Genomic DNA, 21,652 nt, shown 5'->3' with positions numbered 1-21,652 from the left:
CCTATGACAACTATTTTTAAAATCCCCTTTGCAACACAAGGGGATAAGGCTTCTATACCCGTAGAAATCCAACCAGACGGCTCTGTGTCTTATACACAAGGCTATGGTTACGATTATGAACGCGATCAAGTCACAGACCCTGCTGCAAAAGATATCGAACGTGAAAAAATGAATGGGATATTTCACGATATCACAGAAGCAATTGGCGAAATTCAATCTTTTGGTTTTCCAAAATGGGCTGAAGCCGGTAAGCCATATGCGATACGCGCTATTGTGTATCATAAAAATAAAGTCTGGCAGTCAAAGATTGAGAATAACAATATCGAACCGGTTGCTGGTAATGCATGGGCAGAGTTAAAAGCGGATGCTACGGCAAGCGATGTGGGAGCATATTCAAAAGGGGAGTCCGATAAACGCTTTCAACCACTAGGCAATTACACACCATCCGGTTATAGCTACTCAAAGGCAGAAACCGACACCAAATATCAGCCAAAGGGTAATTATGCCCCTGCAGGTAACTATGCGACAGCAGGAAGTAGCTATACGAAAGCAGAAAGTGATGGCCGTTATCAAGCAAAAGGGAGTTACCAACCGTCAGGCGATTATGCGACAAATTCGGCACTAAATAGCGGACTTAATAATAAATTTGATAAAAGTAATGTAACTCAAAGTACAGGAACATCAACGGTTCATGTGATGAGCCAGAAAGCGTCTACGGATGCTTTTCAGCCTAAAGGAAGTTATCAACCAACTGGTAATTATGCGTTAGCTGGCGCGTCATATACGAAAGCAGAATCTGACGGTAAATATCAACCCAAGGGAAGTTATGCAACCGCTGGAAGTAGTTACACAAAAGCGGAAAGTGATGGTCGATATCAAGTAAAGGGTAATTATCAGCCGTCAGGTGATTATGCGACAAATTCGGCACTAAATAGCGGACTTAATAATAAGTTTGATAAGAGCAATATAGCTCAAGGAACGGGAACATCAACGGTTCATGTTATGAGTCAGAAAGCTTCTACGGATGCTTTTCAGCCTAAAGGAAGTTATCAACCAGCTGGTAATTATGCATTAGCTGGTGCTTCATATACTAAAGCAGAATCTGACGGTAAATATCAGCTTAAAGGCAGTTATCAAGCCTCTGGTTATAGTTATTCAAAAACAGAAACTGACACCAAGTATCAGCCTAAAGGGAATTATGCAACAGCAGGAAGTAGTTACACAAAAGCGGAAAGTGATGGGCGTTATCAGAAAAAAGGGACAGGACAAAGTTTTAGAAAAATATGGTCTGGAAATAGTTGGTCAACAGGTGGTTCAATCACTGTATCAGAAGATGTGAGAGGAAAAACGATTTACATTAAAGGGAATGGAAATCGTTATCTTGGAGGTGGAGGACAAGTTCCAAATCAAATTAATGTCGGTATTGTCATAAATTGGTATAAAGAGTTTCATCTTTTTGTTGTAACATCTTCAGATGGAAAAACTTTGCGTTGTGACGATACGTCATGGGGAATAGTTGAAGTGTGGATTCAAGACTAAAAACCATTAAATTTAGTATGGGTTTTATGTTATACGGACACTCTATCGGTGTCCGTTATTGATAATTATAAATTAAGTAATTTACTTTTTTGTTCTTTGAACTCTTCTTCCGTCAGTACACCACTTTCTTTTAATTTACCCAATTTTTCTAATTTAGATAACAGATCATCACCACCACTATTATTAGAAGGTTGTTGTGATGAGTTATTTTTTGTAGATAGGATAATATCAACTAGTGGCTGTACTGAATTTTTTTGTAGTGTACCAACTTCATAAATAGTACCAGGAGTATTTATTTTTATTTTGCCTCCAGCCAATCCAGAAGATGAATCAATTGAAGTAATTGCATCATAATTTACGGAAGATGAATCAATTTTTTTATGGAAAAGGCCACTCTTTTTATGTAGAAAAATAACTCGTTTGTTTGTAGGAATGATCAACCAAATATTAGATTTTACGAGTCCGCTATTAACACATAAAACAGTTTCACCATTATTTAATAATTCAGGTAGTCTAGTGAAAATATCAAAAACACCCATTGTTGATTTATAACTTGTTAATGCTGTAAGTCTGTCAAACTCTTCTTTTAATTGTTTTTTATCGCACTGTTTTAAGTCCATTATAATCTCTCTTTTTATCTATATACTAAAGAAAATTTAATTAAAATAGATACTAACAAACTCATTAGTAACAAGCGAGAAAGATGATTTCAAATAACTAAAACTACATAAGATTCTTTATATTTTTTGATGTCGGTACCATATTTTGATGATTGAAATGCGTTTTCAATTTCTCAAATAAATCCCTTGCTACATCCTCCGTCATATACATTCTCATTGGCTCCCGTCTAACATCTTTCATTTTAAACGTGCTCTCATCAAACATTGGATCAGAAAAGATAATATCCATAAACAAATAGCCATAAGGGTTATCTGCAGATAAACGAGCCTCTTCTAACTGAGCAATATATTCAGCATTATTGATTTCGAGTTTAATCATGGCACCACCTATTTAACTGTGTTTTTATACAGTTGTTTATATAGGGCAATGGGTAGGATAGCAAGTTTAAAATTGCAAAATTATGCATGTGGAAATACGGAGATAAGAGAGGAATTTTTAGTGATAATCCAGTGTAGTTTTACCCCAGTTTTACCCCTATTTTACCCCGCACAAATTTCAGGCATAAAAAAACCAACCATAAGCGGTTGGTTTTTCTAAAGAATTTTGGTCGGCATGATAGGATTTGAACCTACGACCCCCGACACCCCATGACGGTGCGCTACCAGGCTGCGCTACATGCCGTTTGTGCCCTGTATATTACTGTTTTTGACTGCTAAAGCAACCCTTTGCTAATTAAGTGACGCAATTTTGTGCGTCACTTAATAGCGTTAGCGTTCAATAAAACGCTTCTGTTCAGCTAGCACTTGCAGTAATAATTTTAAATCAGGTTTTGCAGAACTGATCTCTTGTCCTGATTTATCAAATAAAGCGTATCGACCATGTTTATCTATCAACAAGGTATTATCTTGTAAAAAGACCACAAATGCCTCTTCATCACCTGTGAAAATCCATGGATGATTACGAGTGCTTGCAAATAAATCTTCACCTTGTGAATAGTTGTCTGCAGGACTAATGACATGTAAAACATGCTGCATCAAGGTTGTCATAACATCTTGATGGCTTGTCATTCGATCAATAACCTGTGGCGTCATATTTGGCCAATGTATCATCAATGGCACCTGTGACTGGCTTAAATTAAAGGTGGTCTTATCTGAAAGCCATTGATTAATTTGCTTCTTATTGTTGTCTTGATGATAGCTAGAAGTGACAACCACAACAGTATTATCTAGTACTTTGGTTTCTTGTAATGTCTTAAATATTGTCTCTAGTTGATCATTTAATGTGGCTCGTTGAGTTGCATTATTGGTATGACCATTAATTTGTAAGAAAGAGAACCAAGGGGTTGTTTGGTTGTTTTTAACCAACCAATTACTCCAGCTATCAATAGTGGCATTGTTATCACCACTGCGTGATGTTGGGAGGGTGAAATCTGATAGCACAGCTTGTTTAAACAATGGTGTTTGGAAACCATTCGTTGAAAACATGGCTAATTGATAGTTTCGATAACTTAACGCATCGAAAAGAGCAGAGTTCTTTCTGCTACTTAATACACTGTCTAAATAAGAAGGTGAAATACCATAAAATAGCCCAAATAATGCGGTGTCATTATTAATACCGGATGAATAATGACGCGAAAAATAAAGGTTATTTTGTGCAAATTGTCGCAAGCTTGGTAATTCAGGCACTTCTTCAGTACCTAAACCATCAACGACCACCACCAGCAAGTTATAAGAATAGGTATCCTTGGCATAGATTAATGGAGCAAGAGGATAGGTGATACCTTGTGCAGCTGGATTACCTTCACTGATAACACGTTGCTCATATTCTGATTGATTAATAAAACCGTGGCGCTCAAGGAATTTACGCGCTGTCATTGGGTAGGATAACGGTAAATTAGCACGTTGCATGGTGATTGGGCGATAAAAGTTAGCGTCAGCCCAAATTGACATAGAGTGAGATACTATAAAGCAAGTAATAAAGACACCTGCTAATGGTTTACCCCAGCGTTGGCGGTTTAAACTGCGTAATTTTTGCCAACTCCATGTTGCAAAAAGCATTTCAATCAGAAAGATAATGGGGATGCCAATGAAAATAAGTTGCCATTCACGCGCCATTTCACCTTCATCTGGGTTAATCACGAGATCCCAAACAAGTTGAGTCAAATGGAGTTGAAATTGCTGGTAAACGGCGATATCAAAAATAAGGATAGTTAATCCTGCACTGGCAAGGGCACAGGAAATAACTCTAAGTAGCCGTTGAGAAACAGCGACAAAGGTGAGTGGGAAAAGGATGAGTATATAGATAGCAAAGACGATAAAACTAAAATGTCCCATCCAACTCACAATAGCGTAAAAGCGACCAGCAAAGGTTGCAGGCCAATCAGAAATAAACAGGTAACGGCTTCCAAGCAGTAAGCTTAGAATAATATTAAATAGCGCAAACCAGTGACCCCAACTGATCATTTGGGATACTTTTTCACGATAGGACTGAGGTCTCGTTACCATGTCTATAAATAATTTTTCTATGTTTATTAGTGAATTTTGCCTTCATCAATCGAAGCACGCAGTGCGTGAACAAAAGAATCAGCAATCAGCATTCGTTGAGCAGGGGCAATACTTGTATTAATTAAGTTTGTCACCATGTTTCCCAACACCATCAAAGAAAGATCTGTAGGAGTATGATGTTTTTCAAGAACGCTGACAAGTTCTGCAAGTAATTGCTCAACTTGTTCATCACTATAACGGGATTTTTGTGGCATAAAATCTGAATTCCTACTAAATGAATAAAACGCTATATATTACCGTATTACTAGGGCTTTTTCCGCTATTAAATTAATTAATTTTCCCTTGATACTGAAAGTAGGGAGTGTTTGAATACGCGCACGAGAAAGAGACGCAATAGAAGAGGACGACCATGAGTCTAGATATTAACCAATTAGTTTTGCATCAACTTATTAAGCGAGATGAGCAGACATTAGAAGTTGTGCTACGTGATTCACTCTTAGAAATTGAACCTGTTGTTCAGGAGATGATTGAAGAGTTGCATCGTGTATACAGTGCAAAAAGTAAAGCTTATGGTCTGTTTAATGAAGAAAGTGAATTAGCAGAAGCGCTGCGTTTACAACGTAAAGGTGAAGAGAACTTTTTAGGTTTTTCACGAGCAGCAACGGTGAGACTAAAAGATGAATTAGCAAAATACCCTTTTGCAGAAGGTGGCACCGTTCTATTTTGTCATTATCGCTATTTAGCGGTGGATTACCTTTTAATTGCTGTACTGAGTAGTTGTAACAGTATGTGGGTAAACGACAGTCTTGATGTGTCATCAACACGCTATTTAGATATTCCTCATGCAGATATTATTGCTCGTATCGATTTAACTGAGTGGGAAACCGCACCTGACTCTTTACGTTATTTAACTTTTTTAAAAGGTCGAGTTGGGCGTAAAGTCTCTGATTTCTTTATGGACTTTTTAGGCGCACAAGAAGGTTTAAACGCTAAAGTTCAAAATAAAGGCTTGTTACAAGCAGTTGACGATTTCTGTGAAGCTTCAGAAATGGGCAAACAAGAGCGTCAAACTTGTCGAGAGCAAGTATATAGCTACTGTAACGAGCAATTACAATCTGGCGAAGAAATTGCCTTAACAGAGCTTGCTGAAGAATTACCATCTTTAGGCGAGCAAAACTTTGCTCAATTTACTGAAGAAAAAGGCTATGAATTAGCTGAAACATTTCCAGCAGATCGCAGTACGTTACGTCAACTGATGAAGTATTCAGGAAGCGGTGGTGGATTAACTGTGAATTTTGATGCGAAATTATTAGGGGAGAGAATATTCTGGGACCCAGCAACAGATACGCTCACCATTAAAGGCACACCACCTAATTTACGTGATCAGCTACAACGTAGAGCATCTGAAAAATAATTAAGTAGTAGAAACAAATAACGCCACATTAAGTGGCGTTACATGCTCGGCGTCCCGAAAAATAAAGCTCGAAGGGTGGCTTATTAAGCGCGCAGGAAGTCGATATGAGTAATTTTTGGCTTATACTCGTGACGTTGCACTGCTTTAACTTTAACTTTAGTTTCTTTGCCATCGATAACCAGGTTTACGAAATCTGAATAGAATTCTGATTTGTGTTCTTGGTTGATAACTTCGTTGTGATCTAAATCGATAGCGATTGGCTCTTCATTTCCGCCATAAACGATAGCAGGAAAACGGTTAGCCACACGCAGGCGGCGGCTCGCACCCTTACCCTGCTCTTTACGTACAGTTGCATTAATAGTTAACATCTTTTTTCTCTTATAAAAAAGAAAGAAAATACATACTTGTTACAGGCGACCCAGCAACAAGCTCGAGATTTGGTTTATCTAAAAATAGATAAAGCGGGGCGCATTTTAACGAAAAAGTCCTCTAACAGCAAATATAAATCCAGATTAATACAAGGTATCTGCTTTTCGGTAGCGTCCCGCGTAGTCAAAAATCTTATTTCTTATCTTCCAGAAGCTCTCTTTTTTGCCTTTATGAGCCACAATAAAGTCTGGATGACGCAATAAATTAAATTGCTTAATAATGTCGTTGGCATTATGCCAAACAAAAGGAACACCCGGTGCGCGTTGATGTTCACGTAAAAATTTTAATTCAAATACTTTTCGTTGGGCAGGTGTTGTTAGTCGAAAACGTTCAGAGACAGAAGTGCCTTCTTCGTCGTAATAATTAATTTCTAACCATTCACCTTTAGCATCATTTCCTGATTTAAATTGCATCCCACCACAGCGCAGAACTAATGCCCCTTTAAGTTTTAATGCTGCCTTGAGCATATCATCAGGATCAACCAAGATCTCATCACAATGAACACAGCGACGTGCTGCAATATCATTTTCTTCATTACAATGTGGGCATAATTTAAAGCGGAAACGAAATTCACACTGCTGTTTTTGCCCTTGTTCATTGAGCTCCCAACCTTGGCAACGTCGACCATAGTGTTCAATGATATCGCCATCAGCATCTACAATGCCCCAAAAGGTATTGGCAAATTGGCAAATAGGGCAGAAAACTTGTACCGGTTTACTATTCGGATTGGGTTTTTTAGTACCGACTTCGGGTAGATAGAGATCATGAGGATTACCTGCATAATCTAAAATCAGGCATTCAGTTTTTCCTGCAAATAATCTTAATCCTCGTCCTACAATTTGCTGGTATAAACTCACAGACTCAGTGGGGCGTAAGATAGCAATTAAATCAACATGAGGTGCATCAAAACCTGTTGTTAGTACGGCAACATTAACCATATAACGTAATTGTTGCTGTTTAAAACAAGAAATAAGATGGTCACGTTCAGAAGAGGGAGTATCAGCACTGACTAATGCTGCTTCATCCTGTGGTAAAAGAGAAAGGATCTCTTTTGCATGTTCAACCGTTGCCGCAAATATCATTACACCTCGGCAATTTTGTGCATATTCAATAATCTGAGTAACAATATGAGGTGTGATGCGTTTTTGTCTCTTTATTTCACGGTTTAGATCTTCTTCATTAAATATCCCATTTTGGCTTGTTCTTACTTGGCTAAAGTCATATTGCAAAATAGGCATATCTAGGCGAGTTGGTGGAACTAAAAAATGATTACTTATCATATAGCGTAAAGGCAATTCATAAATACAATCACGGAAAAAGCAATCTTCATCGCCTCTGATCATACCGTGATAATGATATTGATAAATCCAGCCCGTAGGTAAACGATAAGGTGTTGCAGTTAATCCTAAGATCCGTAATTGTGGATTAATGGATTGTAATTGTTTAATAACTTGCTGATATTGGCTATCTTCAGACAAACTAATGTGATGGCATTCATCAATAATAAGAAGAGAAAAAGTATCACTAAATTGCGATAAATTACGGGCAACAGATTGCACACTACCAAAAACAACTTTTCCGCTACTCTCTTTTTGTTGTAAGCCCGCAGCAAAAATATCCGCAGATAGACCATAAGCCTCATATTTGCTATGGTTCTGTTCTACTAATTCTTTTACGTGTGCTAAAACCAAGACACGTCCGCGCGCTCTTTTAGCCAGTTCAGCAATCACTAAACTTTTTCCTGCGCCAGTAGGTAATACAATCACCGCAGGTGTATTGTGTTGGCGAAAATAAGAGATTGTCGCGTTAACAGCGTCAAGTTGATAAGGTCTGAGTGTAAAAGCCATAACTCTACATAAGAAATCAAACGGGGCGTCAGCGTAACATTTTTTTATAGGTAGCGCGAATACGGGAGGAGTAAAGAGCGTGATAGTTTATTTATAAATTAATTAGTTGTTTTATTGTTAATATTCATTTTTAATAGATACCTCATATCAGATGGTATTCTTCCATTTTTCAGAGAAATTCATGCGATTAGATAAATTTTTATCCCAGCAATTGGGTATTAGCCGTAGCTTGATCCTTCGTGAATTAAGAGCAGGGCTTGTAACAATTGATGGCGAAATGGTGAAAAGCGGTTCAACCAAAATTGCACCAGAGCAAGAAGTAGCTTATGACGGTAATGTTTTAACTCAAATTTTGGGACCTCGTTACTTTATGTTGAATAAGCCAATCGGCTATGTATGTTCAACAGACGATCCTGTTAATCCAACTATCCTCTATTTTATTGATGAACCTTTGGCACATAAATTACATGCTGCAGGGCGTTTAGATATTGATACAACAGGGCTTGTTTTATTAACGGATAATGGTCAATGGTCACACCGCATTACGGCACCAAAACATCACTGTGAGAAAACCTACCTGGTCACACTCGAAGAGCCGATTGTAGAAGGTGTCGCTGAACAATTCCAAAAAGGTGTTCAACTTAACGGTGAAAAAGATCTAACCAAACCTGCTACGTTAGAAATTATTACACCTACAGAAGTCAAGCTCACTATTAGTGAAGGTAAATACCACCAAGTAAAACGTATGTTTGCAGCAGTGGGTAATCATGTAAGTGCTTTACATCGTGAGCGTATTGGGGATATCACATTAGATGAGACTTTAGCTGAGGGCGAATATCGTCCATTAACAGAAGAAGAGATCAACAGCATTCACCTACCTCAATAATTATTATTTATCCTGTCGTTTTTGGGAGTTTATCTGCGTGCAACAGCAACGTTCGTCGTACCTTAGTCTCATTTTAATATTGGGACTTATTTCCATGCTTATGCCATTGGCTATAGATATGTATTTGCCAAGTTTACCCACTATAGCGCAAGATTTTGGTGTGCCTAGTGGCAAAGTGCAAATGACATTAAGTATCTATATTTTTGGCTTTGCTATTGGTCAATTAGTCTATGGTCCTATGGCTGATAGCTTGGGACGTAAGCCTGTCATTTTGGGCGGCGTAATTGTTTTTGCTTTTGCCTCTAGTGCATGTGCATTATCTGAATCAATAGATATGCTAATTGGAATGCGTTTTTTACATGGCTTTGCGGCAGCTGCGGCAAGTGTTGTGATTAATGCATTGATGAGAGATATGTTCTCTAGAGATGATTTCTCTAGAAGTATGTCTTTTGTTGCACTTGTTATGACTATCGCACCTTTATTAGCGCCATTATTAGGTGCTTGGGTGATGAACTGGTTTTCATGGCATGCCATTTTCTGGAGTATTGCGATAGCTGCTGTGATTGCATCTGCTTTAATTGCTTTTTATATTCCAGAAACATTACCAAAAGAGCGTCGTCAACGTTTTAGTTTAAGAGTGACATTTAGCCAATTTATTAGTCTGTTTAGAACACGTCGTGTTCTTTGTTATATTTTGGCTTCAGGTTTTTCTTTTGCTGGTATGTTTTCATTCCTTAGTGCTGGTCCTTTTGTTTACATCGAATTACATGGTATTCCATTTGATCAATTTGGATTATATTTTGGCTTTAATATCATCTTCTTAATTGTGATGACAAGCATTAATGGGCGGTATGTTCGTCGATTTGGTGCGTTGAAGATGTTGCGCCTAGGCTTAACTATTCAATGTGTTATGGGGATCTTCCTCTTACTGGTGGTCGCTCTTAACTTACATTTCTATTTCCTTGTTGTGGGTGTAGCAATGTATGTGGGCGGTATTGCGATGATCACATCGAATGCGATGGCTGTTATTCTTGATGATTATCCACATATGGCAGGGACGGTTTCTTCTCTTGCTGGAACAGTGCGTTTTGGTGTTGGTGCTTTAGTTGGAACAGCTATTGCTATGTTACCAGCAAAATCAGAATGGCCAATGGTAAGCTCTATGGCATTCTGTGTACTGTTTGCTATGGGTTTTATCTTGCTTGCACGTCGTTATAAATAAGAATATCACGCTATAAATAACAGAAATTTATAGCGTGCCTCTCTTTTTCTGCCTCTGTTTCCTCTAAAAACACCACATTTTCCTCTGTTATATTTCATGAATCGTTTCAAATTAGTGTGATTATTTGATTTGAATCAATACCTGATGTTGTTATTTTGTTAAATTAAGTAAAATTTATTTTAATAATCATCTATTATTGTTTTGTTGATATGAAGTATCGTGATAAAAATTGATGGATTGTTTTACTTGGATGCGTAATATTTTATACAATTATTTTATATGGTTGATAAAATGTTAAATAAATGAAAGAATAATTGAAGAGATTAAGCATTGCAGACATGAATACCTGCAAACACTAAGCTAAATGAATGGCTTGATACGTTTCTTCGCTTTTTTTGTAAAATAATTGTAATAATCATGTTCTATAATTAACAAAGTTCTAATATGCGTGTGAGCAAGTCAGTTCAAACTCGTATTGATGATGTATTAAATTAACGTGTTGATGAAACAGGATTGATTTGTGGATAATGTACAACTTTCGGTAGTTCATAAGCTGCCGCTGAGTTATCGGTGGCTAGCAGGCTTTGCAGGCACAAGAGTAGAAATACTGCCTGAGAATGATGCTGGAAAGCAAAATACGCTGATTGGCTTAAAATTGCTAAGTCATGATGGTATGACACTGGATGAAGCAATACAGAATTTGCGTCAGTATCTGAGTAATCTCCATATTGATAGCGTTGTGATTGAATGGGATGGCGCTCCTTGTCTTTTCCTTCATAGCGACGATGAATGTGCAGCATTATGTTGCTTAAAAAACGCGGGTGTCGCTATTGCTGAGCCATTTCCAACGGCATATTCTTATTTATAACACCTATCTAATGTTATAAAACCAACGTAGCCACTATGTGTTTTAAGCATTATCAAGAATATAAAAAAAGCCTCATTATCTGTTTATTTAATGAGGCTTTTTTATTGCAATAAGATATAAGGGAATTAATTATCTTAATACATTTTGAGAAAGGTTGTTTTCAACAAGTGCCGCATCATTATTCTCTATAACACGTCTTGCTGCATAAAAACGTTTATTCCAGTAGATATTAGACATTTCTGACACAGTTACACCATTGCTGGTGGATGCATGTACAAATTTATCATTACCGATGTAAATTCCAACATGGCGCATAGTACGGCCTGTTTTGAATAGAACGAGATCGCCTGCTTGTAATTTTGATTTATTAACCTGAGTACCGGAGAACTGTTGGTCTGAGGTTGAGCGAGGGAGTTCTACACCGAATTGATCAAGGAAAGTTCTTTGAACAAAGGCAGAACAATCGATGCCTTTTTTAGTGTCTCCGCCTAAACGATAAGCGACGCCTTTCCAGTCTGCATATTGGTCAAGTATCTTAGATTTTATATCGAGATTCTTCACCAATGATTCAAATTCATCTTGTGATGCTTGGGAAATAGATGTGCTTGATGATGTATTAAGTGGGGTAGTGCTTGAATTCGCTAAGCGTGAATTTGCGTTCTGAGAGCTACATGCCGATAGCGTAGCTACAACAATGAACGCCGGTATGAGCTTAAGCATTCTCATATACGGTTTTGTTCTCATTGTGACAGATTTCCCTTACATCCTTACGTGCAGAAGCGCACATGAATTATTCACCAAATAACCAGAGAATATAGTGTAATTTAACTCTGGCAACCTTATTTCGCGAAAAACGTGCTCTAAAGCACGTAAATATCCACATTAAACAATAAATAATGAGGAAACCAGAAAAGTGTACAGAAATAGGGACTAAATGGCGAGAGAAAAGAAGTTTAATTTACAAAACATTAGATAATAAAGTGCTAATACTTAAAATAGATCTCATTTTGTCATAATAATATCATTTAACTGTCAAAAAAATGACCAAAAGAATAAGTGCATATTACACTCATTCTTTTTTAATTAATTAGATGTGCTTTATTTTTTAAAAGGAAGATATTTTTCTAATTGTCTGACAATTATATCTGATAATGGTGTAATTAATAACCAACTCGTCGTAATTAAAGTTAAAGAAATAGAACCCACTAAGATATCTGATGCCCAGTGCGCGCCAGCCATAACTCTTGGTAATGAAAATACGACTGTAATAAGAAGAGCACATAAGAAAGAACGGAACGAAAGATACCGCAATATAAAGCTACAGAAGATAAGTAGCATTAAACCATGATCACCCGGGAAGCTATCGCCAGAGGCATCCTTTGTAGGAATACCTGTCACTATGCCCACTCTATGTACATCTTGAAAATGAAGTGTCGGGCTTGGTCTTTCAATTGGGATATTTTGTCCAATTTGATTGATGAGCACAGCACTTATTACCATCACTAATCCCACAATTATAAGATGGCGTTTACCCATATAATCTTTTTTACGGAATGTATTGTAGTACAACGCACCCATTGCCAACAAAATAACCAAGTCAAACTTTCTATTATTAATATAAGCCACAAAAGTTGCAAAAAAAGTGTCAGGTAAAATGTACTGATTAAAAAAATAAAAAATATGAGTATCTATTGATAGCCAAAATCCATGTTGTGCTGGAAGATACCAAGAGAAAAAAATAATCAGACCTGCAAGATTAAATAGAAAAATAGCCAGTGCTTTTTGGTGAAAATTAGAAAGTTTCATAGTAATAAAATGACAAATTTTGCGTGTATTTGGTGATCTAGATCACAATAAGTTTAAGTTTGATTATAGGACTATAACCAAAATAAAAAAATAGATCTTTGCAATTTGCTGCCTATGTAAATGTTATACATTAGTTTCATTTCTGTTGGATTTTTTCATTCCTACTTAACTTAAATTTAGAATATTTTTTCTTGATACTCGTAATTTGAGTATTATATAATTTTTTTCTATTCTTTAATTAAAGATAAAAGTTAAATAAATAAAGTAACAAGCCGATATTAGTTATGACTTTAATAACATATTGGCTTGTGGAATTCACACACCCAATAATCAGAGGAGATTAGTTTTGAATAAGTTTTATGTTGCAGCTACGTGTCTGACTTTGTTATTAAGTACGCCTACTTTTGCTAAGGAAAATAAAGTCATCGGCTCCGGAACTATAACTTTTGTTGGTGCAATTGTTGAGGGCAATTGTCTAATGGATACAGAGAAAAATACTTTTAAAACAAGCTGTTGGAACGGCAGTGAAATGCAGGAATCTCAATATCAGTTAGAAAGAAATAAGCACTTTAGCTCTAAATTGATTAACAACAAAGGTTCTATGGATATTAAATGGATTAATGACGATTTAGCTGTAATGAACATTGTTTATAATTAATTTCCCATAGATCTAATAATAACAATAATTGTATTAATTAAATAAAATTTTAATACTTTCAGAAAACTGTTATTAAAGTTAAAAATATTTGACTTAAGTTTAATCAACGTTGATTTCTTATTTATAAACATCGAACACTTATATTTGATAGACATCAAATATTCTTCTTATGTCTATATAAATGTCATATTTTATTGCTATGATGAAAATATGTCGGGTAGGTGTGATCCCCATACCTGCTAGCGCAAACAAGAAGTGAGGTCGTTATGAGAAAATATCTGACCGTAGTATGCAGTCTTCTCGTTTCCAGTTCGATATCATTGGCTTGGGCGTCTGATCCCATGCAAACAACAGGGCAGATTTATCTGCGGGGTGCGATTGTTGATCCTGCATGTGAGATGAATTTCACATTTGATAAAGCTGAATACCAATGTTACAAACACAACAAAGTGTTTACATCTACTCAACCCATCATTCCTGCATCTTTTGATAAATCCCAACAAACTATTATTTTGCCTCAAGATATGGGCAAGGCTGAGATCCGTTGGATGGATAATACCCAAAAAAATGGTGTTATTGACGTTCAATATTTTTAAGGCGTCTGTGAGTAGACAGAGGTAGGTAGCAAAGATAAACAAGTCAAATAATCGTTTGTCACATTGGGTTTCTTACGATTATCTGACCTATTTAAAGCAACATTAGCTATGCGCTAATGAGTAGGGTTTTTGACTGTTGATTAGTCAGCACGGCCCATATAGCGACGTTCAGCAATATGAATACGAACTTTATCGCCAGTAGAAAGGTATTCAGGAACCTGAATAACTAACCCTGTTGGTAATGTCGCAGGTTTAGTACGAGCACTTGCAGATGCGCCTTTAATACCTGGAACAGTTTCAACAATTTCCATATCAACAGTTTGTGGCAGTTCTAATGCTAACACCTGACCATCCATTGTTAATACTTGCATTCCCGCTAAGCCTTCCTCAGGAATAAACAGCAATTCATCTTCAATTTGATCTTTTTTGAAGGTATATGGTGTGTAATCTTCATTATCCATAAAGATATATTCATCACCATCAATGTAAGAAAAGCTAACAGCACGGCGCGTTAAGCTGATAGTATCAATCATATCATCGCCTTTAAAACGCTCTTCTACTTTTTGGCCTGTACGGATATCAGTAAAACGCATTTTGTACAGCGTACTTGCACCACGAGCACTTGGTGCTTGGATGTCGATATCTTTTACCAGTAATAATTTGTTGTTATAACTAACAGCCATACCACGTTTAATTTCATTGGCTTTTGCCATATAAAACCTTCCATTAAATAACATTGACGATAATGGCGACAAAATTACTCGCAGTGCAGAAACTTGGCAAGTTATTCGCACATTTTTTTATAAGATTTGAGGAAAAAACAAAGCCAGCTCAAGTATGGGCTGGCTTTAGATATTAGTGTTTAGAAATGAAATTAACGGTAGATAGGAAGAAGATTAAAGTTTGCTAAAATATGTGCGCTGGCATTAATAACACCAAATAAAATCACGAAACCAATCATGAACATACCGCCGGGAGCTTTAAAGCTCTGGCTTTGATTACGCTCACGACTTGCTTTAGCCATTAATGCGGGAATAATCGCAGCCCAAATTGTTGCTGCAAGCCCTGCAAAACCAATGGCATATAAGAAACCATCAGGGAAAATAATTGCTAAAATAGTCGGTGGTATAAATGTGACTAATGCAGATTTAAATCGACCGCTTCCTGTATTCGAAAACTTAAAGAAGTCCGCTAAGTAATCGAATAATCCTAATGACACGCCTAAGAATGAACTTGCTAATGCCATATAAGAGAATAAGTCTAATAACATTGATACAGTGGCATTGGCGGTTGTTGAACGCATTTGTGCTAATAAGTTACCAATATTCCCACCATCAGCAATCACTTGCTTGAAACCTTCACGAGGAATATTACCTTGTACAACAAACTGCCATAAAATATAAATTGCCAGTGAAATCAATGTACCAATAAGCAAGCTTTTCATAACAGCTTTGCCATCTTTACGATAATACGTTACTAAACCCGGAATATTGCCGTGATAACCAAACGAGGTCAGTAAATAAGGTAATGCGGCTAAAGCATAAGGTAAATAACTTGCATTACTTTCATTGGTGTTAAATAACACAGGCATTTTTACTTCTGTAAATAAGCCACCAATAGCTAACACAAAAGCAATTACCATACCGCCAATTAAAATGGTGCTTAATCTATCCACTGCACGTGTTGATAACCAAACAAAGAAAGCAACAATTAATGCAAAGACTAAACCTGCAATAGCTTGTGGTACGCTGACCACCTCTGCAAAGTTCTGCACAATAATGGAGCTACCCGCAGAAATATAAGCGTAAGTTAGAATATAAAGAACAAACGCAATCGATAGTCCATTAATAGTACTCCAGCCTTTCCCTAATAAGTCTTTGGTAATGGTATGAAAGCTTGAGCCTAAAGGATAATGAAGGTTGACTTCTAAGATCATTAACCCAGACATAAATAAACAAAACCAAGTGTAGATCAGAAGAAAAATAGAACCGGTAAACCAGACACCGGAAGTCACAATAGGGATGGAAAACATGCCAGCACCGACTGCGGTACCTGCAATGATCATTGCACCACCAAGTATGGATGGGCGCTTTGTTATTGATGTGACTTCTGACATAAGATGTCCTTATAAAATTGACTCAATGTACTAGCTTGATGGTGTAAAGAATACACGTTTGCTATAAAGGTGTAAATAGAGGTTATTGTGCTTTATAAAAGGAAAAAGTGAGTAAAAATAATACAGTAGAAAGAGTGGGGTATATAAATCAATAGATTAGTATGATGATTATTAGAAATGATAAAGAAATACAGTAGTAAATAAGTGAAAATTCACGCAGAAATAGATAATCCGAACATTATTCTGAACAAAAAATATCCAGAATAATGAAAGTGATAAGGTGTTTTTAATTAACCTTGATAAAACTGCTTACTTTTCCATAATGCAATGGAATTACGGCTGGCTTCAAAGTGCGGTTCAGGTAAATCATCTGGAGAACACCAACGGATTTCAGAACATTTATCTGGTTCCATCAATTTCGGCTCGTCACCTTGGTGTTGTGCGATCATACAAATAGAGACAGTGTGTTTACCTTCTAATTGGTAAGTTTCTAGATTATTGCTAATACCAATCACTTGTGGCGCAGTGATCGCAATACCAATTTCTTCTTCTATTTCACGAATAGCACATTGCTCAAAAGTTTCCCCTTCATCAACATGTCCACCAAAAATTGACCAATAAGGGGCATGTTTGCCACAACGTTTTCCTAATAATATTTCACCATTTTCATTAGTGATAATTACGCCAACACCGACTACGACTGACATTTGAGACTCCTTTTTTCTTTTTTATATAGTTATAGTTAATGTATAAAATAAGTCGTTTTTACGGGCAATATTCTCCTTTGTGGAGGGATCGAGTGCAAGGAGAAAAAAATCAATTTCACTGAATAAAAGGTTAATTGATGCTATATATAGCACCCTAAATATTCATAATAAAAATGATTGGGGAGTGAAGGCATGAGTCGCCGTGTCGCTACGATCACCTTAAACCCTGCCTATGATCTTGTTGGTGCTTGTCCTGCTATTGATGTAGGTGGTGTTAATTTAGTCCGAACAGCTGGGCTTAATCCTGCGGGTAAAGGCAATAATGTCGCGAAAGTCTTACGTGATTTGGGCATTGATATTACTGTTAGCGGGTTTATGGGACGTGAAAATCAAGAAGAATTTCAGCACTTCTTTAGTGAAAATGGGATGGCTAACCGTTTTTATCTTGTGTCAGGTCGAACACGCATTAATGTGAAGTTAACCGAAGGAAAAGGGCAAGTTACTGACTTTAATTTTTCAGGATTTACCGTATCAGAGCAAGATTGGCAGCGCTTTGCAACGGATTCACTTAATTGGCTTGGTCATTTCGATATGGTCGTTGTCAGTGGCAGTTTACCAAATGGTGTTGATCCTGAAGCCTTTACTCAATGGATGATTAAGCTGAGAAGATTATGTCCATGCATTATTTTTGACAGTAGTCGTGATGCTTTAGTCGCAGGGCTAAAAGCAGCACCTTGGCTGATAAAGCCTAACCATCGTGAATTAGAAGCGTGGGTAGGGCATTCATTAACTGAAATGGCAGACATTATTAAAGCCGCTCATCAACTACGCGATAAAGGCATAGCACATGTGGTTATTTCACTGGGTGAAAGAGGAGCTTTATGGGTAAATGCATCTGGTGCATGGCTTGCAAAGCCACCACACTGTGATGTGATAAGTACCGTTGGTGCTGGGGATTCGATGGTTGCTGGATTAGTGTATGGTTTATTAATGAGTCAAACAAGTGAACATACTTTGCGTCTTGCAACTGCGATTTCTGCGTTATCAGTCAGTCAGCCTGATGTAGGAATAAAAGACAGAAGTCAACTTGCTGAAATGATGACTAAGATAGAGCTAACACCGATTAAATAAGATAATTTGCGGTTTATTTGAGATAAACCGCAAAGAATATCAAAATTAGGCTTGTTGTGATTTTAACCAAGCAATTTCGTCAGGCCAAATATCAGGATTGATGGTTTCTAAAATCAGCGGAATGCCATCAAAACGCTTATCTTGCATAATATAGCTAAAAGGGACTTTACCAATATTTCCTTCACCTAAACTGTGGTGACGGTCTACTCGACTGGCTAATTCGCTTTTCGCATCATTAAGGTGCATTGCTTTTAGATATTGAAAGCCGACAATCTTTTCAAATTCAGCGAATGTTTTCTCGCAATCTTCAATTGTTCTTAGATCATAACCGGCAGCGAAAGTGTGGCAAGTATCAATACAAACGCCTACACGAGATTTATCTTCTACCCCATCAATAATAGCGGCTAGATGTTCAAAACGATAACCTAAATTTGTACCTTGCCCTGCGGTATTTTCAATCACAGCAGTGACATTTTTCGTTTTTTCTAAAGTGATGTTAATTGATTGAGCAATTTTTTGTAGGCACTTATCAACATCAATCTTATTTAAATGGCTTCCAGGATGGAAATTAAGTAACTCAATACCCAGTTGTTCACAACGCTGCATTTCATCTAGAAATGCGTCTCTTGATTTTTCAAGAGCATCTTCTTCAGGGTGACCTAAATTAATGAGATAACTGTCATGGGGTAAAATTTGAGAAGGGCTATAACCATAAAGCTCACAGTTCTTTTTAAATTTATCAATGACATCTGTGGATAATGGTGCAGCTTTCCACTGGCGCTGATTCTTAGTAAAAAGGGCAAACGCAGTAGCTTTTATTTCATGTGCGCGTAATACCGCCTGATCGACGCCACCAGCAGCACTGACATGTGCGCCAACAAATTTCATTATTTCTCTCCTTAGATTTATTTCACACCATGATAACAAACATACAGCGTATAACATCATATTGAGGTGATAAAAGCAAAAAAGCGCAACTAAAAACAGTTGCGCAATAATGAAAAGTGCTTCTCAAGGCGAAATTTTAAGGGGGATTAATTAATCTCGATATTCCTATTAAGACATCAACACAGTTTGAATAAAGATATTAATCATCGCACCACCAAGGGTTAACCAGAAAAATAAGAATAAGGCTAATAATAATGGTTTGACACCTGCTTGTCGGATAGCGCTAATATGTGTTGTTAAACCTAATGCCACCATTGCCATTGCTAAGAGAATGGTATCAATAGTCACAATGTAGCTAACAATCGATGCTGGAATTAAATTTAAAGAGTTAAAGCCCGCCATTAAAATAAAGAATACGGCAAACCAAGGAATAGTAATTGGGCTTTTCTCAGTCGATTGTGCGCCATTGTTTGCTTTGCTTTTCTTTTTACTTAAATAAGTTGAAAGAATAATTAAGAAAGGCGCTATCATCATTACGCGGATCATTTTACTAATAACCGCAGCATTTTCAGCATCAGGGCTAATTGAGTGTCCTACGGCGACAACTTGAGCGACTTCATGAATAGTCGAGCCGGAGAAAACACCAAAGGTTTCTTCGGTAAAGGGTAACCAGCCTGCAAATGCATTTAAATGGTAGAACCAAGGGTAAAGGAAAATACCGATAGTCCCGAAGATCACGACAGTAGAAACCGCAACAGCAACTTGGCTTGCTTGTGCTTTAACAACAGGCTCTGTCGCCATAACCGCCGCTGCACCACAAATACTACTACCGGCACCAATCAAAATGACAGTTTGTTCATCTAAACCAAAATATTTGCGACCAATCCACATAGCGATAAGAAAAGTCGATGTCAGCATAATGGCATCTATAATTAAACCTGTTGCACCTACATCTGCAATTTGCTGAAAAGTCAGTCTAAAACCGTACAAAATAATACCTGTACGTAATAAATAGTGTTTAGCGAATTTGACACCTTCATCACTATAAGGTTTTGCAACAGGATAAAAGGTATTACCCACAATAATGCCGAATAGGATCGCCAGCGTTAATGCACCTAAACCCATGCTCGCAAACCAAGGAATATCACCAATATAAATAGCAAGCGCAGTTAATACGCCTGTTAGTAATAAACCAGGAAGCCAGCGATAGACTGGAGTGAAACATTTTTTCGCCAATGTAATAGGTTGACTTTGCTCTGACATAGAAAAACCTTGCTTATATAAATTTTGCATAAGCATATAACAAGCAATCTTATTTATTAAACTCATTATTTTTATAATAATAACCAGTAAAACTAATATAGGTGTATTTTCTTAAATGTACTTGGTATGTTACTGGTTTGTGGATAGTATGTTATTACAATGACAGTTCAAAGGTGGAATGGATATGCGAATTACGTTGCGGCAACTGGAAGTCTTTACTGAAGTTCTCAAGAGTGGTTCTACAACGCAAGCATCACAACAGCTTGCTTTATCTCAATCTGCTGTCAGTGCTTCTTTAACTGATCTCGAAAGCCAACTAGGTGTACAGCTTTTTGATAGAGTGGGAAAACGGCTTGTCACAAATGAACATGGACGATTACTTTATCCTAGAGCGCTATCTTTACTTGAACGAGCAACAGAAGTTGAGCAATTATTCCAAGCTGGAAATGGCGCTTTGCGTATCGCTGCAAGTACAACAATAGGCAATTATATTCTTCCTCAAATGCTGGGGAATTTTCATCGTAATTATCCTGATATTCCGCTAGAAATGAGTATTGGAAATACCGAAGAAGTTGTTAAGTTAGTGAGCGAATTCCGTGTTGATTTAGGGTTAATTGAAGGTGCTTGCCAAAGTTCTGAACTGATTAGCCAGAAATGGCTTTTAGATGAAATGGTTATTTTTTGCTCGCCGGATCATCCACTAGCTAAAGCACCGAAAGTGACTTTAGCTGATTTACAGTCAGCTCCTTGGATTTTACGAGAAAATGGTTCAGGAACTCGAGATGTGCTTAACCATCTTCTCTTTGCTTCTTTGCCGGGTTATCGCATTGAAATGGAATTAGGTAACTCAGAAGCAATAAAACATGCCGTTATGTATGAAATGGGGATCAGCTGTTTATCTCGCCGAGTGATTGAAGAGCAGATTAATAATGGCTCATTAAAAGAGATAAAAGTAGAAGGGCTGGCATTACAACGTACCCTATATCTGGTTTATCATCGCCAAAAACATGTCTCTGATGCACTGAAAAAACTCCTGACATATTGTAATGCTGAACACTTAATCGGCAATTTTTCATAAATTGCTAATAATTGACGCCCGATCATGAAGGTATCTTATAATCCTAGATCCTTGCTATTCACGAACGACAGATTTGCTA

22 protein-coding genes and 1 tRNA gene are annotated in these 21,652 nt (G+C 37.1%); 9 read left to right on the top strand and 14 right to left on the bottom strand.

Translation table 11 applies throughout. The features are described 5' to 3' along the window. The first annotated feature begins 3 nt into the window (after nucleotides 1-3). Nucleotides 4-1,539, top strand: coding sequence for a hypothetical protein (locus AB4J89_RS06360; RefSeq protein ID WP_368468581.1), 1,536 nt, complete (start codon nucleotides 4-6; stop codon nucleotides 1,537-1,539). A gap of 65 nt (nucleotides 1,540-1,604) precedes the next feature. Here AB4J89_RS06360 and AB4J89_RS06355 read toward each other — a convergent pair whose 3' ends face one another. The 5 genes from AB4J89_RS06355 to AB4J89_RS06335 all read right to left on the bottom strand — a co-directional run bounded on the left by AB4J89_RS06355 (nucleotide 1,605) and on the right by AB4J89_RS06335 (nucleotide 4,918). Further along, nucleotides 1,605-2,159 carry a PH domain-containing protein gene (locus tag AB4J89_RS06355; RefSeq protein ID WP_109420252.1) on the bottom strand — a complete coding sequence of 185 codons (555 nt, stop codon included), beginning with the start codon at nucleotides 2,157-2,159 and terminating at the stop codon, nucleotides 1,605-1,607. Nucleotides 2,160-2,262: 103 nt separating this feature from the next. Continuing rightward, the gene (locus tag AB4J89_RS06350) at nucleotides 2,263-2,538 is read right to left on the bottom strand and encodes a hypothetical protein (protein WP_368468579.1); all 276 of its coding nucleotides are present in this window, start codon (nucleotides 2,536-2,538) and stop codon (nucleotides 2,263-2,265) included. Between the two features lie 226 nt (nucleotides 2,539-2,764). Next, nucleotides 2,765-2,841: transfer RNA gene (locus AB4J89_RS06345), tRNA-Pro, on the bottom strand. 86 nt (nucleotides 2,842-2,927) lie between these two features. Then, nucleotides 2,928-4,664 (bottom strand): LPS biosynthesis-modulating metalloenzyme YejM, encoded by a 1,737-nt coding sequence (gene yejM, locus AB4J89_RS06340; protein ID WP_368468577.1) that lies wholly within the window; start codon nucleotides 4,662-4,664, stop codon nucleotides 2,928-2,930. A gap of 26 nt (nucleotides 4,665-4,690) precedes the next feature. Beyond that, on the bottom strand, nucleotides 4,691-4,918 hold the full coding sequence (locus AB4J89_RS06335) for a YejL family protein (protein ID WP_088493230.1): 228 nt from the start codon (nucleotides 4,916-4,918) through the stop codon (nucleotides 4,691-4,693). A gap of 155 nt (nucleotides 4,919-5,073) precedes the next feature. On the opposite strand from AB4J89_RS06335, the gene yejK reads away from it, so the two are divergent. Beyond that, nucleotides 5,074-6,078 (top strand): nucleoid-associated protein YejK, encoded by a 1,005-nt coding sequence (yejK, locus tag AB4J89_RS06330; RefSeq protein ID WP_088493229.1) that lies wholly within the window; start codon nucleotides 5,074-5,076, stop codon nucleotides 6,076-6,078. 83 nt (nucleotides 6,079-6,161) lie between these two features. Here yejK and rplY read toward each other — a convergent pair whose 3' ends face one another. After that, nucleotides 6,162-6,446, bottom strand: coding sequence for a 50S ribosomal protein L25 (rplY, locus tag AB4J89_RS06325; RefSeq protein WP_006537318.1), 285 nt, complete (start codon nucleotides 6,444-6,446; stop codon nucleotides 6,162-6,164). A gap of 144 nt (nucleotides 6,447-6,590) precedes the next feature. Then, complete coding sequence (locus AB4J89_RS06320) at nucleotides 6,591-8,354, bottom strand: DEAD/DEAH box helicase (RefSeq protein WP_368468574.1); 1,764 nt, start codon at nucleotides 8,352-8,354, stop codon at nucleotides 6,591-6,593. Nucleotides 8,355-8,535: 181 nt separating this feature from the next. Between AB4J89_RS06320 and rsuA the strand changes: the two genes are divergently transcribed. The 3 genes from rsuA to AB4J89_RS06305 all read left to right on the top strand — a co-directional run bounded on the left by rsuA (nucleotide 8,536) and on the right by AB4J89_RS06305 (nucleotide 11,330). Further along, entirely contained in the window at nucleotides 8,536-9,240 is a 705-nt protein-coding gene (gene rsuA, locus AB4J89_RS06315) for a 16S rRNA pseudouridine(516) synthase RsuA (protein WP_088493228.1), read from the top strand. A gap of 37 nt (nucleotides 9,241-9,277) precedes the next feature. After that, nucleotides 9,278-10,462, top strand: coding sequence for a Bcr/CflA family multidrug efflux MFS transporter (locus AB4J89_RS06310; RefSeq protein ID WP_228766740.1), 1,185 nt, complete (start codon nucleotides 9,278-9,280; stop codon nucleotides 10,460-10,462). A 520-nt stretch (nucleotides 10,463-10,982) separates the two neighbouring features. Beyond that, the gene (locus tag AB4J89_RS06305; protein WP_072062745.1) at nucleotides 10,983-11,330 is read left to right on the top strand and encodes a YejG family protein; all 348 of its coding nucleotides are present in this window, start codon (nucleotides 10,983-10,985) and stop codon (nucleotides 11,328-11,330) included. Nucleotides 11,331-11,459: 129 nt separating this feature from the next. Here AB4J89_RS06305 and mepS read toward each other — a convergent pair whose 3' ends face one another. Both mepS and AB4J89_RS06295 read right to left on the bottom strand, forming a co-directional pair. Next, nucleotides 11,460-12,074 carry a bifunctional murein DD-endopeptidase/murein LD-carboxypeptidase gene (gene mepS / locus AB4J89_RS06300; RefSeq protein ID WP_088493226.1) on the bottom strand — a complete coding sequence of 205 codons (615 nt, stop codon included), beginning with the start codon at nucleotides 12,072-12,074 and terminating at the stop codon, nucleotides 11,460-11,462. Between the two features lie 354 nt (nucleotides 12,075-12,428). Next, nucleotides 12,429-13,136, bottom strand: a complete 708-nt coding sequence (locus tag AB4J89_RS06295) for a phosphatase PAP2 family protein (protein WP_102949382.1) — start codon at nucleotides 13,134-13,136, stop codon at nucleotides 12,429-12,431. 346 nt (nucleotides 13,137-13,482) lie between these two features. Here AB4J89_RS06295 and AB4J89_RS06290 point away from each other — a divergent pair, with 346 nt between their 5' ends. Both AB4J89_RS06290 and AB4J89_RS06285 read left to right on the top strand, forming a co-directional pair. Next, the gene (locus tag AB4J89_RS06290) at nucleotides 13,483-13,794 is read left to right on the top strand and encodes a hypothetical protein (RefSeq protein ID WP_311755197.1); all 312 of its coding nucleotides are present in this window, start codon (nucleotides 13,483-13,485) and stop codon (nucleotides 13,792-13,794) included. 266 nt (nucleotides 13,795-14,060) lie between these two features. Continuing rightward, nucleotides 14,061-14,390, top strand: coding sequence for a hypothetical protein (locus tag AB4J89_RS06285; protein ID WP_088493224.1), 330 nt, complete (start codon nucleotides 14,061-14,063; stop codon nucleotides 14,388-14,390). A 140-nt stretch (nucleotides 14,391-14,530) separates the two neighbouring features. Here AB4J89_RS06285 and yeiP read toward each other — a convergent pair whose 3' ends face one another. The 3 genes from yeiP to AB4J89_RS06270 all read right to left on the bottom strand — a co-directional run bounded on the left by yeiP (nucleotide 14,531) and on the right by AB4J89_RS06270 (nucleotide 17,213). Continuing rightward, nucleotides 14,531-15,103, bottom strand: coding sequence for an elongation factor P-like protein YeiP (yeiP, locus tag AB4J89_RS06280; RefSeq protein ID WP_088493223.1), 573 nt, complete (start codon nucleotides 15,101-15,103; stop codon nucleotides 14,531-14,533). Nucleotides 15,104-15,264: 161 nt separating this feature from the next. Then, on the bottom strand, nucleotides 15,265-16,506 hold the full coding sequence (gene mtr / locus AB4J89_RS06275; protein ID WP_194952217.1) for a tryptophan permease: 1,242 nt from the start codon (nucleotides 16,504-16,506) through the stop codon (nucleotides 15,265-15,267). Nucleotides 16,507-16,796: 290 nt separating this feature from the next. Next, nucleotides 16,797-17,213: an NUDIX domain-containing protein gene (locus AB4J89_RS06270; protein ID WP_368468569.1), complete on the bottom strand. Its 417-nt coding sequence runs from the start codon at nucleotides 17,211-17,213 to the stop codon at nucleotides 16,797-16,799. Nucleotides 17,214-17,405: 192 nt separating this feature from the next. Between AB4J89_RS06270 and fruK the strand changes: the two genes are divergently transcribed. Further along, the gene (fruK, locus tag AB4J89_RS06265; RefSeq protein ID WP_088493220.1) at nucleotides 17,406-18,344 is read left to right on the top strand and encodes a 1-phosphofructokinase; all 939 of its coding nucleotides are present in this window, start codon (nucleotides 17,406-17,408) and stop codon (nucleotides 18,342-18,344) included. A gap of 45 nt (nucleotides 18,345-18,389) precedes the next feature. On the opposite strand, the gene nfo is transcribed toward fruK, so the two are convergent. Together nfo and AB4J89_RS06255 are read right to left on the bottom strand one after the other, a co-directional pair. Further along, entirely contained in the window at nucleotides 18,390-19,232 is an 843-nt protein-coding gene (gene nfo, locus AB4J89_RS06260; RefSeq protein ID WP_194952218.1) for a deoxyribonuclease IV, read from the bottom strand. Between the two features lie 168 nt (nucleotides 19,233-19,400). Continuing rightward, nucleotides 19,401-20,495, bottom strand: coding sequence for a YeiH family protein (locus AB4J89_RS06255; RefSeq protein WP_311755199.1), 1,095 nt, complete (start codon nucleotides 20,493-20,495; stop codon nucleotides 19,401-19,403). 184 nt (nucleotides 20,496-20,679) lie between these two features. Here AB4J89_RS06255 and yieE point away from each other — a divergent pair, with 184 nt between their 5' ends. Then, nucleotides 20,680-21,573 (top strand): DNA-binding transcriptional regulator YeiE, encoded by an 894-nt coding sequence (yieE, locus tag AB4J89_RS06250; RefSeq protein WP_088493217.1) that lies wholly within the window; start codon nucleotides 20,680-20,682, stop codon nucleotides 21,571-21,573. The last annotated feature ends 79 nt before the right edge of the window (nucleotides 21,574-21,652 follow it).

Source organism: Proteus sp. STS61-E, from assembly GCF_040932335.1.
GTDB classification, from domain to species: domain Bacteria; phylum Pseudomonadota; class Gammaproteobacteria; order Enterobacterales; family Enterobacteriaceae; genus Proteus; species Proteus mirabilis_B.
Note: the sequence above shows the minus strand (reverse complement) of the source record. Positions and strands in the feature narration are given on the sequence as shown.

Coding starts and splice junctions, on each gene's coding strand:
- yieE (WP_088493217.1), top strand. CDS start 20,680: ATGCGAATTACGTTGCGGCAACTGGAAGTCTTTACTGAAGTTCTCAAG.
- AB4J89_RS06355 (WP_109420252.1), bottom strand. CDS start 2,159: ATGGACTTAAAACAGTGCGATAAAAAACAATTAAAAGAAGAGTTTGAC.
- yejK (WP_088493229.1), top strand. CDS start 5,074: ATGAGTCTAGATATTAACCAATTAGTTTTGCATCAACTTATTAAGCGA.
- AB4J89_RS06270 (WP_368468569.1), bottom strand. CDS start 17,213: ATGTCAGTCGTAGTCGGTGTTGGCGTAATTATCACTAATGAAAATGGT.
- AB4J89_RS06285 (WP_088493224.1), top strand. CDS start 14,061: ATGAGAAAATATCTGACCGTAGTATGCAGTCTTCTCGTTTCCAGTTCG.
- AB4J89_RS06295 (WP_102949382.1), bottom strand. CDS start 13,136: ATGAAACTTTCTAATTTTCACCAAAAAGCACTGGCTATTTTTCTATTT.
- mepS (WP_088493226.1), bottom strand. CDS start 12,074: ATGAGAACAAAACCGTATATGAGAATGCTTAAGCTCATACCGGCGTTC.
- nfo (WP_194952218.1), bottom strand. CDS start 19,232: ATGAAATTTGTTGGCGCACATGTCAGTGCTGCTGGTGGCGTCGATCAG.
- yejM (WP_368468577.1), bottom strand. CDS start 4,664: ATGGTAACGAGACCTCAGTCCTATCGTGAAAAAGTATCCCAAATGATC.
- fruK (WP_088493220.1), top strand. CDS start 17,406: ATGAGTCGCCGTGTCGCTACGATCACCTTAAACCCTGCCTATGATCTT.
- mtr (WP_194952217.1), bottom strand. CDS start 16,506: ATGTCAGAAGTCACATCAATAACAAAGCGCCCATCCATACTTGGTGGT.
- rplY (WP_006537318.1), bottom strand. CDS start 6,446: ATGTTAACTATTAATGCAACTGTACGTAAAGAGCAGGGTAAGGGTGCG.
- AB4J89_RS06320 (WP_368468574.1), bottom strand. CDS start 8,354: ATGGCTTTTACACTCAGACCTTATCAACTTGACGCTGTTAACGCGACA.
- rsuA (WP_088493228.1), top strand. CDS start 8,536: ATGCGATTAGATAAATTTTTATCCCAGCAATTGGGTATTAGCCGTAGC.
- AB4J89_RS06360 (WP_368468581.1), top strand. CDS start 4: ATGACAACTATTTTTAAAATCCCCTTTGCAACACAAGGGGATAAGGCT.
- yeiP (WP_088493223.1), bottom strand. CDS start 15,103: ATGGCAAAAGCCAATGAAATTAAACGTGGTATGGCTGTTAGTTATAAC.
- AB4J89_RS06350 (WP_368468579.1), bottom strand. CDS start 2,538: ATGATTAAACTCGAAATCAATAATGCTGAATATATTGCTCAGTTAGAA.
- AB4J89_RS06255 (WP_311755199.1), bottom strand. CDS start 20,495: ATGTCAGAGCAAAGTCAACCTATTACATTGGCGAAAAAATGTTTCACT.
- AB4J89_RS06335 (WP_088493230.1), bottom strand. CDS start 4,918: ATGCCACAAAAATCCCGTTATAGTGATGAACAAGTTGAGCAATTACTT.